11 protein-coding genes are annotated in these 12,575 nt (G+C 67.6%); 6 read left to right on the top strand and 5 right to left on the bottom strand.

The features are described from left to right. The 4 genes from Aph01nite_RS33250 to Aph01nite_RS33235 all read right to left on the bottom strand — a co-directional run. On the bottom strand, positions 1-1,071 hold a 1,071-nt coding region (locus tag Aph01nite_RS33250; RefSeq protein WP_204045004.1), incomplete at its 3' end, for a glucuronyl esterase domain-containing protein. A gap of 620 nt (positions 1,072-1,691) precedes the next feature. Continuing rightward, positions 1,692-1,988, bottom strand: coding sequence for a hypothetical protein (locus Aph01nite_RS33245; RefSeq protein ID WP_204045003.1), 297 nt, complete (start codon positions 1,986-1,988; stop codon positions 1,692-1,694). Then, entirely contained in the window at positions 1,985-2,389 is a 405-nt protein-coding gene (locus tag Aph01nite_RS33240) for a hypothetical protein (RefSeq protein WP_204045002.1), read from the bottom strand. The genes Aph01nite_RS33245 and Aph01nite_RS33240 overlap by 4 nt, the downstream gene beginning before the upstream one ends. A gap of 524 nt (positions 2,390-2,913) precedes the next feature. Beyond that, entirely contained in the window at positions 2,914-3,954 is a 1,041-nt protein-coding gene (locus tag Aph01nite_RS33235) for a LacI family DNA-binding transcriptional regulator (RefSeq protein WP_204045001.1), read from the bottom strand. A gap of 742 nt (positions 3,955-4,696) precedes the next feature. Between Aph01nite_RS33235 and Aph01nite_RS33230 the strand changes: the two genes are divergently transcribed. Next, positions 4,697-6,106, top strand: coding sequence for a glycoside hydrolase family 10 protein (locus tag Aph01nite_RS33230; RefSeq protein ID WP_204045000.1), 1,410 nt, complete (start codon positions 4,697-4,699; stop codon positions 6,104-6,106). A gap of 128 nt (positions 6,107-6,234) precedes the next feature. Here the strand turns inward: Aph01nite_RS33230 and Aph01nite_RS33225 are convergent, their stop codons facing one another. Next, positions 6,235-7,293 (bottom strand): LacI family DNA-binding transcriptional regulator, encoded by a 1,059-nt coding sequence (locus Aph01nite_RS33225; protein ID WP_204044999.1) that lies wholly within the window; start codon positions 7,291-7,293, stop codon positions 6,235-6,237. Between the two features lie 147 nt (positions 7,294-7,440). On the opposite strand from Aph01nite_RS33225, the gene Aph01nite_RS33220 reads away from it, so the two are divergent. The 5 genes from Aph01nite_RS33220 to Aph01nite_RS33200 are packed head-to-tail and all read left to right on the top strand — an operon-like array spanning position 7,441 to position 12,567. After that, entirely contained in the window at positions 7,441-8,802 is a 1,362-nt protein-coding gene (locus Aph01nite_RS33220; RefSeq protein ID WP_204044998.1) for an ABC transporter substrate-binding protein, read from the top strand. A 5-nt stretch (positions 8,803-8,807) separates the two neighbouring features. Further along, positions 8,808-9,746, top strand: a complete 939-nt coding sequence (locus Aph01nite_RS33215; RefSeq protein WP_204044997.1) for a carbohydrate ABC transporter permease — start codon at positions 8,808-8,810, stop codon at positions 9,744-9,746. Next, the gene (locus Aph01nite_RS33210; protein ID WP_204044996.1) at positions 9,743-10,567 is read left to right on the top strand and encodes a carbohydrate ABC transporter permease; all 825 of its coding nucleotides are present in this window, start codon (positions 9,743-9,745) and stop codon (positions 10,565-10,567) included. The genes Aph01nite_RS33215 and Aph01nite_RS33210 overlap by 4 nt, the downstream gene beginning before the upstream one ends. 6 nt (positions 10,568-10,573) lie before the next feature. Then, positions 10,574-11,467, top strand: a complete 894-nt coding sequence (locus tag Aph01nite_RS33205; RefSeq protein WP_239162169.1) for an ROK family protein — start codon at positions 10,574-10,576, stop codon at positions 11,465-11,467. After that, on the top strand, positions 11,464-12,567 hold the full coding sequence (locus Aph01nite_RS33200) for a glycoside hydrolase family 68 protein (protein ID WP_204044995.1): 1,104 nt from the start codon (positions 11,464-11,466) through the stop codon (positions 12,565-12,567). Before Aph01nite_RS33205 ends, Aph01nite_RS33200 begins: the two co-directional genes overlap by 4 nt. Positions 12,568-12,575: the final 8 nt, after the last annotated feature.

The following is a 12,575-nucleotide window of genomic DNA, read 5'->3' as shown; positions in this document are numbered from 1 at the left end:
GGGCGGGGTGGTGTCGGTCGGACTCGGGCTGCCGTCGGTGAGGGTCGGCGTGGTCCAGTCGCGCCACTCGGCCAGGTTGCCGGAGGCCCGCGACGAGATCCGCATGGTGCCGGCGGCGTTGCCCGTCTTGGTCAGGTGCTTCTGGATGTTCTGCGTGAGCGGGGTCGCCCACTCGGACCTGTTGGCGCAGTGGGTGCCGTCCGCGACGTCGGACCAGTAGGTGATGTTGTCACCCGCGCCGAGCGCCCGGTAGACCTCTTGCCCACCCAGAGCCGCCACGCTCGCGGACCGGGGACCCAGGTTGGCGATGTGCGGGTTGTCCATGATGAACAGGCCACGCGGCGCGATCATCGCCACGGTCATGTGGGTGTCCACCGGGAGCCTGGTCGGGCTGCCGGTGAAGGTGCCGAACGCGTCGCCGAACCACGGCTGCTCGCCGTACGCGCTGCTCAGGCTCTGGGCGCCCTCCCCGGGAATCCCGCGGAAGATCGGTACGCCGGCGGTCCCCGACTCGATCGGCATGGTCAGCGCGACTCGCTGGTCGAACGCGCCGGCGACGAAGGCGCCCTTGCCGAACCGGGAGCAGCCCGTGACGCCGGTCGCGTCCGGCTTCAGGATGTTGCCGCCCGACTGCTCGATGACGTCGATGATCCGGCTCACGCCCCAGCCCCAGGCCTGCAGGAGTCCGGTCGCGCTGGTATTGCCGTAGATGGTGTAGAACGCGCCCTGCTTGTTGTTCCGCGGCGTGCCCTCACGCCCCACCACATAGGGGTCGTAGTTGATCACGGCGGCGCCGGCGGCTCGAATGGCGTTCGTGTTCGCGCCGAATCCGCCATAGACGATGACGGCCGGGAAAGGCCCGGTGCCGCTCGGCAGGGAGACGCTCGCCGAGAAGCTGGAGCTTCTGCCGTTGTGGTTCACGCTCACCGAGATGCTGGTGTTCGACACGGTGCCCGTGACGGTCGTCGGCTTCGGCGGCTTCTCCCCGTAGACGAAGCGCTCCGCCAGCCTCTTGATCTCTTCCCGCCGGCATCGCCACTCGGACTTGGCGGTGATGCGCGTATTGTTCATCTTCCTGAAGGGGTCAGGGAGCCTGGTATTCGTGGGCAAAGACCCTGCGTCGGGCAGGGTGGGCACGGCACAGTCGGCGCCCTCGTTTTCAACTCCAATGGCCGCGGCGGCTTCGGTGGAAGCTATCGTCACCGCTCCAGCGAACGAGAGCGTCACCGCTGTCGTCAGCGCGATGACCCTCGAACGGATCCTAGAACGGCCCAAGCTGATGATCACTAGGGCTCTCCCTTCCCGGTGGGGTGTAGGCGCTCAGTGTGTGAATCCGTTCGAAAGCCGTCAACGCGGACGTCGAAAACTTTCAAAGAATGATCTCGAATTGCCGGGTTGAGCTGGGCATACCGCCATACCGGCACAGAACGTTTCGGAAACTAGCTGAATAGTAGGCAGGGTTTCCCCAGCCACCCCCAGCGCTCCGAAAAGTTTCACTACCGCCGGGATGGGCGCCCACTCCCGCGCGCACACGTCGCCACCACACCGGCCTTCAGGGACTATGCCGGACCGGTTATCTCACACCGAAGCACCTTGCTCGAATGCCGCAGCCGAGCGTGTCGTGATGGAGAGACCGTATCCCACCGCTCCGACAATCCCAGCCGATCATGAAGCTCTTCCGGCCGGAGAGCTCAGCAGCTCCGCTTGAGGACGCATCTCCTCTTGACGAAGCGGTCGGTGATGATGATGCGCTGCGGGCCGTCGGCGTTGTTGGAGCTGATGGAGGAGTTACCGCTGTTGATCGAACCGTCGGTGTTCGAGTAGTTGCCGCTGTTGATATTGTTCGTATCGCTGTGGTAATTGCCGCTGTTGCGATGGTTGCCCATGTGATGCGAATGGCCGTGGTTGACCACACAGCAGGTCGGATCGCCCGCCACGGGAGCGGCGACCGAAGCGAAGGCCAGGGCGGCGACATACAGGATCATCATCGAATGGCCTGCTTGATGGACGTCTCCTGCGGGCCGTTCGCGAGGTTGTCGGCGTTCGACGAGTTGCTGCTCCCGTGGGACCCGTTGGTGTTGGAGAAGTTTCCACTGTTCACGGGGTTGCCACGGCTGGAGTAGTTGCCGCTGTCGGTCGAGTTGCCGCTGTTGGCGGGGCCGTTGACGCAGGTGACCGGCGAGTTGCTCGTCGGCGAGTTGTAACTGATCAGCCGGTTGCCGCACAGGACGGCGGGCAGCGCCTCGAACACGTTGCCGAGGTCGGCCCCGAGGAGACGGGCAAGCTGCGAACGCTCGCTGGCCGGGGAGTCGGCCCACACGGCGGGAGCGCTCAGGAACGCTCCCCATCCGGCGGTGGCGACGACAACCGCCCGTACCCATGCCCTCACTGCTGCCCCCTCCGTCTACGACCCCGGGCCGATCGTAACAGAGGGTAATTGAATGATCGCGAAACACGACTCGCCGGTATTTCAAAACTGCCCAGGCGACCCCTGCAACGGCGTTTCCTCACCTTTCGTCGTCGGAGTTCCGAAAACTATCGCCACGGGTGAGAAGAGCGGGAACAATGCCTCGATAACCATCCGCCTCACGAGGAAAACCATGCACAACGCTCCCAACGAAGTCCTCCTCGAGAGCCCCGGCGCCTATGTCTAGATCCGTGGAAATCGGCCTCGGCCTAGTCATGCTGGCACTGATCGCCCTCACCTTCCCCTCCGTACGGCACCGGCTCCGCGACCTCATCGCCAACCTGAAACGCCGGGAATAGCCCGACACACGAACGCCTCGCCCTGACGAAGGGGCGAGGCGTTCGCCTTTGCGGTTCCAAAGTCGGGAGGTGCCACAAGCCGAAAGTAGAAATCGATCGGGAGATTTCGTTAATGGCCAGCCCGCCCGACTGTCCCCGGATATCGGGCTACCGTACGAGAGGTGCCGTGCTGCCCCGGACGACGAGTTCGGTGCCCAGTTCGACGCGGTTCTGCTGCAACGGCTCCCCCTGGGCCAGGGTGATCAGCATGGCGGCCGCCATGGTCCCCATCTCCGTCAGCGGCTGACGGATCGTCGTCAGCGGCGGGATGGCCCACCGCCACGCGGGCATGTCGTCGAAGCCGATCACGCTCAGATCGTCGGGAATGCGCAGCCGCAGCTCGTGGGCCGCGTGGTAGACGCCCATCGCCTGACCGTCGTTGCAGGTGAAGACCGCGGTCGGCGGGTCGGGCAGCTCCATCAGCCGGGGCAGGTGGGTCAGACCGTCCTCGATCATGAAGGTGCCCGGGCAGATCAGGTCGGGATCGATCGGGACGCCGGCGGTGTCGAGCGCCGCGCGGTATCCGTCCAGGCGGGCCCGGCTGGAGAGCGCGAAATCCGGGCCGGTGATCACCGCGATCCGGCGATGGCCAAGCTCCAGCAGATGACGGGTGGCCACCAGGCCGCCGCTCCAGTTGGCCGCGCCCACCGACGGCACACCGATCCCCGGCTCGCCGGCCGGATCCAGCACCACCAGGGGGACCTCACGCGTGGCCAGTTGGGCGCGCTGCTCCTCGGTCGGCCCCGAGAACACGGTGATCACACCACTCGGGCGACGACTGAGCACGTCCTCGATCCAGTTGTGCCCCGGCGTGTGCCTGCCGCCCAGCTCGGAGAGCGCCACCGCGAGGCCATGCGGCCGAGCCACCTGCTGTACGCCCTTGACCACCTCTATCGGATAGTCCCCCGCCAGCTCGTGGAAGACCAGCTCGATCAGCCCGGCCGCCTTGACGCGCCGCTGCCTCCGGTAGCCGTGCTCGCGGATGAGACCCTCGATCAGGACCCTGGTCTCGGGGCCCACCTCGGAACGGCCGTTGACCACCTTGGAGACGGTCGCCGTGGACACACCGGCCAGTGCCGCGAGCTGAGCCAGCGTCAGCGGCTGTGAGGGTACGGAGTCGCCGACGTACGGTTCCTCAGTCGCGGTCATGGGCGCAGTCTACCCGCAACTCTTTCGGCATCCGATCATGCGCGTTTATGCTGTCTGAACTGTGATATCGGCAGATAAGCCGAAAGCGACTCCGGTATTGCCGTCTAGAAAATGTCGGAATACCTTCCGAAACTTTCGGACGGCCGATCCCGGAGTGGGCGGACCGAACGAACCCCAGAGCCGCATCAGCCGAGAGCACAGCTCCCGCACCCCCGCGACCTCCGGCTACATCCGCGCCGACCCGCCGCTCACCGTTTCGCTCAGACTCCGGCTTCCCCCTTGAGAACGCCCACAGGCCCATCAGTGGCGAAACAGTGATCCCGTCAGCGAAGAAGTCCCTCCAGCGGCATCGGCGATATCCGTAGTGAAGTTTCGCGGCCGGAGCCCGAAATCTATGGCGCACGACAAGGGGACTTCTGTGAAACTTACACCGCTTCGCGCTCGGTGACCTGTCCTTCACCGGGCAAAAGGCCAAGCCGGGAAACATGGCGCGCGGCCGCGCGACAGGCGTGGACGACGCCTCGTTGACGCCGGGTGCATCCATTCGATGTACTCCGCGACACATAAGCCCTCCCGACCGCAGAGGGCTTGAAACCTCAAATGTTAGCGATAACACCCGGCCCCTCCAGCACCGGCGTCCCGACAACCCCCACAAGGAGCAACGGATGCGGTTCCTCTCTTGTGCACCCGTCCAGCCCCGCGACCGCACCCCGTCCCCGCTCCTTTGACTGAGAGGAAAGGCATGCCTGCCCACGCCAATCCAGACCGCATACCCCGGCAGACCTCCAAGCAGCGAGGCCGCCTCACCGCGATGGCCGCACTCGGCGCGCTGGGCCTGGGGCTCGTACTCGCGGCTCCGGCCAGTGCGGCGTCCACTCTGGGCGCCTCGGCCGCCGAACGGGGTGGCCGCTACTTCGGGGCCGCGATCGCGGCGAACAAGCTAAGCGATTCCACTTATGTCACCATCCTCAACCGCGAGTTCAACTCGGTCACCGCCGAGAACGAGATGAAATGGGACGCCACCGAACCCTCCCGCGGCTCCTTCAACTACACCAACGGTGACCGCATCGCCAACCACGCCATCGGCCGCGGCATGAAAATCCGGGGGCATGCTCTGCTGTGGCATTCCCAGCAGCCCGGCTGGGCCCAGAGCCTGTCCGGCTCGACGCTGCGCAGCGCCGCTCTCAACCATGTCACCCAGGTCGCCACCCACTACCGCGGCAAAATCCACTCCTGGGACGTGGTCAACGAAGCCTTCGCCGACGGCAGCGGCGGCGGACGGCGCGACTCCAACCTGCAACGCACCGGAAACGACTGGATCGAAGCCGCCTTCCGCGCCGCCCGCGCCGCCGACCCGGCCGCGAAACTCTGCTACAACGACTACAACACCGACGGAATCAACGCCAAGAGCACCGGCATCTACAACATGGTCGCCGACTTCAAAGCCCGCGGCGTGCCCATCGACTGCGTCGGCTTCCAGTCCCACCTGAGCAACTCGGTTCCGGGTGACTACCAGGCCAACCTGCAACGCTTCGCCAACCTCGGCGTGGACGTCCAGATCACCGAACTGGACATCTCCGGCTCCAACCAGGCCAGCGTGTACGCGAGCGTGGTCCGTTCCTGCCTGGCCGTGGCCCGCTGCACCGGCATCACCGTGTGGGGAATCCGCGACAGCGACTCCTGGCGTACCGGACAAAACCCCCTGCTGTTCGACTCCGGCGGCAACAAGAAGGCCGCCTACACCTCCGTCCTGAACGCACTCAACGAGGGCAACCCCTCTTCGCCCAGCCCGTCGCCCAGCCCGTCATCCAGCCCGTCGCCCTCGGGCGGCACCGGGCCCTGCCGGGTGAGCTACGCGGTGAACGCCTGGAACAACGGCCTCACCTCGGAGATCACGATCACCAACACCGGGTCCTCGACGGTCAACGGCTGGTCGCTGGTCTTCACCCTGCCGTCCGGGCAGAGCATCGTCGGCGGCTGGAACGCGACCTACTCGCCGACGAGCGGCCAGGTGACCGCGCGCAACGTGAGCTACAACGGCACGCTCAGCCCCGGCGCCTCGGTGGGCATCGGCTTCCAGGCCAACCACTCCGGCAACACGTCCGCCCCGGGCACGTTCACGCTGAACGGGAGCACCTGCACCCGGGCCTGACCGGCGCCCGTCGACTCACCCGCTCCCGGTGAGAAGGACCCGAGGTGCGGCGGGACCCCTCCGCCGCACCTCGGTTTCACGCGGCGAACACATCAGAGCCGAATCGTGGAGGAGCGTGAAGACCGGGTTCATTCAGCTGGTGGCGCTACCGACTCGCGGTCGCGTACCGGCATGGGGACGCGGTGCACCTCGCCGCGGTGGCCTTCGGCGACTCCGTCCCGGCCCATCTCGGTGAACAGCACGTCCACGGCTTTGCGGCCCAGTTCGTAGTGGGGCAGGGCCACGCTGGTCAGCTTGGGCCGCATCCACGACGCGAGCGGATGATCGTCGAACGAGACGACGGACACGTCCATGGGAACGCTCAGCCCGGCGTCGCTCAACGCCTGGTACGCCCCGAACGCGATCCGGTCGTTCAGGCAGATCAGGGCACGGGGACGGAAGCTCGCCAGCATCTCCCGGGTGGCGAGCAGACCTTCCTCCGGCTGCCAGTCGCGGCAGACCCGCCCGCTGGCGATCTTGACTCCGGCCTCCCGGAAAACCTCGCGGATGCCCGTCAGACGTTCCACGGCCGCGACGCTCTGCGGCGGCACATTCCGTGTGCCGGGCCCCACGCCGATCAGGTGGATGCCCTCCCGATGGCCGGCCTTCAGCAGCACCCGGGCGGCGGCCCGGCCGGCTTCGACCTCGTCGGGCAGGATCGACGGCAGCGGCGACGGCTGCTTGGGCAGGGCGTTGAGCAGAACGGCGGGCGAGGCCGCGATGTCCTTGGGAACCTTGATCGTCCTGGTGTACATGGCGGCCAGGATGATCCCGTCCACCTGCCGGTCCTGCATGGCGTGGAGCAGGCCGCCCTCGAGGTCGGGATCGCCCTCGGTCTCACCGATGAACAGCATCACGCCGCGTTCCCGCGCGGCCTCCAGCGCACCCTTGATCATGTCGCCGGCCAGCCGCGAGGTCGCGACGGTGTCGGACACGAAGCCGATCGTGCGGGTCGTGCCGGTACGCAGCCCGACCGAGACGGCGTTGGGCCGGTAGCGGAGCTCGTCGGCGGCGCGCAGCACCCGCTGCTCCACGTCCAGGGAAATGCGCAGCTCACGCCCGCGCCCGGTCAGCACCAGCGAGGCGGTGGTCCTGGACACGCCGGCGGCCTGGGCCACATCCGCCAGCGTGACCCGTCGTGCGCTCACCGAGAGACCTCCCCGCTGCGATCCATGTTTCTGGACCTTGACACCACCGGATACGCACGGTGAGACTATCGCATTGCTAAACCGTATTAGCAAAGTGGTCCCGGGATGGCGCACGCCACAGTCCCGATTAACCGGAGGAGACGCACCATGTCTCGTCGAGTTCAGTCCCGCTGGCACCGCCCCGTGCTCGCGGCCGTCCTGGGGGGGACGTTGGCCGCCGCATGCGGCGCGCCCGGAAGCGGCGAACCGCAGCCGCAGGCCACCGGTTCCGCCCTGACGGCGGCCCCGACCTGCGGCACGGCGCCGGTCACGCTCAAGGCGTACTTCGAGACCGGGTTCCCGGTGCCGAAGTCGCTCACCACCGAGTTCACCAAGCAGTTCCCGAACGTCACCTGGGACATCCGCGAGGACCAGTTCGCGGTGATCACCCAGAACGCGCCGCGCGTGCTGGCGGACGACCCGCCGGACCTCATGCGGCTCCCCCAGGTCTCCGAACTCGTCAAGAACAACCTGCTGAAGAACCTGGACGAGTACGCGAAGCTCTTCGGGTGGGACCAGTGGCCCCCCTCCCAGCTGGAGCAGATGCGTCTCGCGCCAGGCGGCGCGGTCCGCGGTGAGGGCTCGCTGTACGCGATGGGCCTCAACTTCAGCATGACCGGCGTCTTCTACAACAAGAAGCTCGCCGAGCAGATCGGCATGGCCGCGGCCCCCGCGACCCTGGCCGAGCTCGACGACGCCCTGGCCAAGGCCAAGGAGGCGGGCGTCACCCCGATCGCCCAGTTCAACGGCGGCGCGACCGGCGGCCTGGCCTTCCCGCTACAGGACCTCATGGCCGCGTACGGCCCGCCCGGACCGGTCAACGACTGGATCTTCCAGAAGCCCGGCTCCTCGATCGACACCCCGGCCAACCTGCAGGCCACCCAGCACCTGGAGCGCTGGATCAAGGCCGGCTACTTCTGGAAGGACGTCAACGCCGTCGACTACGCCACGATGATGAGCCGCTTCATCGAGGGCGACGGCCTGTTCATGTTCAACGGCGACTGGGAGTCCGGCAACCTGGACAAGCAGATGGCCGGGAACGCGGGCTTCTTCCTGATGCCGCCGGTGCGACAGGACGGCGCCAGGGCCGCCATGTCCGCTCCGCTCACCTTCGGCATCAGCGCGCGGGCGGCCAACGCCGACTGCGCCGCCGCCTTCCTCAACTGGGTCGCCACCAACGCCGAAGCCCGCAAGATCGGCGTCGAGGTCGGCGGGTCGCACCCGATGGGCCCGGCCGACGCGCCCATGCCCGCCATCGCGCCCGGCACCGTGACCGAGAGCACGCTGGCCGCGGGCGCGCAGATCGCCAAGGACAACGGCGCGATGGACTTCATCGCCAACGCCACCGGCGCGATCTACGCCAAGAGCTGGACGCCGAACCTGCAGAAGCTGGTGGCCGGGGAGCAGACGCCCGAAGGGCTGCTGAAGTCCGTCCAGTCCGACTACGTGAGCCAGGTCGGGGGGAACTGACCCCGATGACGCGGCCGACTACCGACACCACGGCAGCCGCGGCGACGGCACGGAGCCCCTTCCGCCGGAAGGGGCTCCGCGGGCCGAGCTGGGTCGGCTGGCTCTTCGTCCTCCCCGCTTTCGCGTTCTACGCGGTCTTCGTGCTCCAGCCGCTGGCCCTCACCGTGCAGTACTCGCTGTACAGGTGGGACGGCATCGGGGCCTCCACGTGGGCGGGCACGCAGAACTACCTCAAGGTCTTCACCGATCCCGACCTGTTCGCCTCGATCGTCAACGCGTTCAAGCTGATCGTGTTCTTCAGCGCCATCCCGGTCGTCCTGGGCCTGGCCATCGCCAGCACGATCCGGCGGATCGCCGCCAGCCGGCTCGCGCTCGTCGCCCGTACGGTGATCTTCCTGCCGCAGGTCATTCCGCTGGTCGCGGCGGGCATCACCTGGAGCTGGCTGCTCTCGTCGAACGGCCTGATCAACCAGTTGATGTCGTACGTGGGACTGGACGGGGTGATCCGGGCCTGGCTGGGCGACTTCTCGACGGCGCTGCCGGCCGTCGGCGTGATCGGCGCGTGGGTGCTGCTCGGCCTGTGCACGCTGCTCCTGCTGGCCGGCATGAGCAAGATCGACCCGGCGCTGTACGAGGCGGCCAGGCTCGACGGGGCCGGCTCGTTCCGCGAGTTCTTCTCGATCACCCTGCCGAGCCTGCGCCAGGAGATCGGGGTCTGCGTGACGGTCACCGTGATCGCGGCGCTGGCCAGCTTCGACATCGTCTACATCGCCACCCAGGGCGGGCCGGGCAACTCGACCATGGTGCCCGGGCTGGAGATCTACTACCTGGCCTTCTCTGAACGCCAGGTCGGGCTGGCCTCGGCGCTGGCCGTGATCCTGACCGTGCTCGTGATCGCGTGCGCGCTGCCCATCCAGTGGCTCACCAGGGACAGGACCTCATGATCTTCGCACGCCGGGAGGCCTGGACGGGACGGGTGCTGCTCGTCCTGCTGATGGCGGTCACCCTGATGCCCTTCGTCAGCCTGTTCGTCACGGCCCTGCATCCGTCGGGCACGTACCCGCTGGGGCTGGACTGGCCCAGCGACCCGCAGTGGGGCAACTTCGCGGACGCCTTCACCGCGGCGCGCATGGGCGAACTGCTGAAGTCCAGCGCGCTCATCGTGCTCGGTGTGGTGCCCATCTCGCTGGTCGTGGCCACCATGGCGGGCTTCGCCATCGGCCATCTGCGGATGGCGGGACGGCAGATCGCCTTCCTGGCGTTTGTGCTCGGCCTGACCCTGCCGTTCGAGGGGATCATCACGCCGCTGTACTACCTGGTGCGCGACATGGGGATCCTCAACACGCGATGGGCGATCATCCTGCCGCTGGTGGGGCTGTTCATGCCGTTCTCGGTGTTCTGGATGCGGGCGCATTTCGTGAACATGCCAGAGGAACTCTCCGAGAGCGCCCGGATGGACGGCGCGAACGTGTGGCAGCTGTTCTGGAAGGTGCACGTGCCGCTGGCCGTCCCGGCGACCTCGTCGCTGGCCATCCTGCTGTTCCTGTGGACGTGGAACCAGTTCCTGCTGGCGATCGTGCTGGTGGACGATCCCCTGAATCGCACCATGTCCGGTGCGCTGGGGGCCTTCCAGGGGCAGTGGGGAACCAACATTCCGCTGCTGTGCGCTGGGTCGCTGCTCATTCTGGGGCCTACCCTGGTGATCTTCCTGATCTTTCAGCGGCGCTTCGTGACGGCGTTGCTTCAGGGTTCACTGAAGGGCTGATACGCGGTGCCGATCTACGGAGCTGTCGAGGCGGGGGGCACGAAATGGGTGTGCGCCCTCGCCGACGAGACCGGACAAGTACTGACGACCGAGGTCATCGCGACTACCACCCCGGCGGAGACCATTCCCGCCGCCGTACGGTTCTTCCAGCGGGGCGAGGCGCCGGTGGCGGTCGGGGTGGCCAGTTTCGGGCCGGTGGATCTGAATCGCGGCTCGGCGACGTACGGATATATCACGACTACGCCGAAGCCGGGGTGGGCGAACACCGACACGGTCACGCCGCTGCGTGAGGCTCTGGGGATCCCGGTCGGGTTCGACACCGACGTGAACGGGGCCGCGCTCGGCGAATGGCGGTACGGCGCGGGCCAGGGTCTGGACACGGTCGTCTACATCACCGTGGGCACGGGCATCGGCATGGGAGCCGTCGTGCACGGTCGTCCGCTGCACGGCCTCACCCACCCCGAAGCCGGACATATGCGCATTCCGCATGACCTGGGTCGTGACCCGTTCGCGGGGTCGTGCCCCTTCCACGGAGACTGCCTGGAAGGGCTCGCCTCCGGGAGCGCCATGCGGAAGCGGTGGGGCCGGCCGGCCGAGCAGGTGGACGATGCCGCGGCTTGGGAGCTTGAGGCCGAGTATCTGGCTCTGGCCGTACTCAACCTGACTTATACGCTTTCGCCGCAGCGTGTGATCATCGGTGGGGGTGTGGCCAAGCGGCCCTCCCTGCTCGACCTGGTACGGGCCCGCCTGCTCGACCTGGCCGGTGGGTACCCGGGTGACCTGCCCGCCATGGACGAATACCTCGTAACGCCGGCTCTCGGTGACCTGTCCGGGGTCACGGGAGCCGTGGAACTGGCCCGCGAGGCCCTGGAACGAACGAAGCGAGCGCACCGACCATGACGCAAGCCCAGCCTGCCCGCTGGACCCGGCACCACCTCGATCTCATCGCCGACGACCCCGCCACCACCGCGCCGCTCATCCTGGGCACGCCCGAACGGCTCCTGGACCTGGACGTCTGGGACATGTGGCCGATCCAGGAGGAGGACGGCTCGACGTCGGTGATCCTCGGCGACGAGGTGTGGATGGGCCTGACCGCTCCCGCCGTCGGGCATCCGGAGGAACGGCACGATGTGGCCAGAATCCGGCTGATGGCGAAGACCGGCACGGGCTGGCGCGACCTGGGGAACGTCTTCGCCGACGGAGTCTCCCCGGGCAGCCGCGAGTGGTCGGGATCGGCGATCCGGCGGCAGGACGGCACGATCTTGGTGTTCTACACGGCCGCGGGATCACGCGGCGAGGAGCCGCGGACCTTCCTCCAGCGTGTCGTCGAAAGCCGGATGGCGCTGGTGGCCGACGGTGACCGGGTCGCGCTCGAAGAGACCTCCGGACATCGGGAGCTCGTACGTCCGGACGGGCACACGTACGTGCCGGCCGACGAGATCCGGGGAGGACCCGGGCAGATCCGGGCCTGGCGTGATCCCGCCTGGTTCCGGGACCCCGCCGACGGCCGCGCTCATCTGCTGATCGCCGCCTCGGTGCCGTGGGGTGACCGTTACATGGGCGCGGTCGCGCTGGCCGGCGAAGACGGCGAGGGCTGGTCGCTTCGTGCGCCGCTGCTGACGGCGGACGGCGTCAACCGGGAGATCGAACGGCCGCACATCGTCTTCCACGACTCGTCGTACTACCTGTTCTTCTGCACCCAGCGCCAGTCGTTCGAGCCGGTGGGGGCGGCGCCCACCGGCCTGTACGGGTTCGTGGCGCCCCGGCTGGCCGGGCCGTACGAGCCGGTCAACGGTTCGGGGCTGGTCATCGGGAACCCCGCCGGCCAGCCTGATCAGGCGTACGCCTGGGTGGTGCTGGACGATCTCCGGGCGGTGAGTTTCCTGAACTACCGGAACGACGGTCCCGAGAAGACGGCGCGGGCCGCCTTCGGCGGGACCATCGCGCCGGTTCTCCGGCTCACGCTCGACGGGGCGAAGTCGCGGGTCGAGGTGGTGTGACGGTCTCG

The organism is Acrocarpospora phusangensis (assembly GCF_016862995.1).
GTDB lineage: Bacteria > Actinomycetota > Actinomycetes > Streptosporangiales > Streptosporangiaceae > Acrocarpospora > Acrocarpospora phusangensis.
This window is presented reverse-complemented; position numbering and strand designations above follow the sequence as displayed.

Coding starts and splice junctions, on each gene's coding strand:
- Aph01nite_RS33235 (WP_204045001.1), bottom strand. CDS start 3,954: ATGACCGCGACTGAGGAACCGTACGTCGGCGACTCCGTACCCTCACAG.
- Aph01nite_RS33215 (WP_204044997.1), top strand. CDS start 8,808: ATGACGCGGCCGACTACCGACACCACGGCAGCCGCGGCGACGGCACGG.
- Aph01nite_RS33220 (WP_204044998.1), top strand. CDS start 7,441: ATGTCTCGTCGAGTTCAGTCCCGCTGGCACCGCCCCGTGCTCGCGGCC.
- Aph01nite_RS33230 (WP_204045000.1), top strand. CDS start 4,697: ATGCCTGCCCACGCCAATCCAGACCGCATACCCCGGCAGACCTCCAAG.
- Aph01nite_RS33200 (WP_204044995.1), top strand. CDS start 11,464: ATGACGCAAGCCCAGCCTGCCCGCTGGACCCGGCACCACCTCGATCTC.
- Aph01nite_RS33245 (WP_204045003.1), bottom strand. CDS start 1,988: ATGATGATCCTGTATGTCGCCGCCCTGGCCTTCGCTTCGGTCGCCGCT.
- Aph01nite_RS33210 (WP_204044996.1), top strand. CDS start 9,743: ATGATCTTCGCACGCCGGGAGGCCTGGACGGGACGGGTGCTGCTCGTC.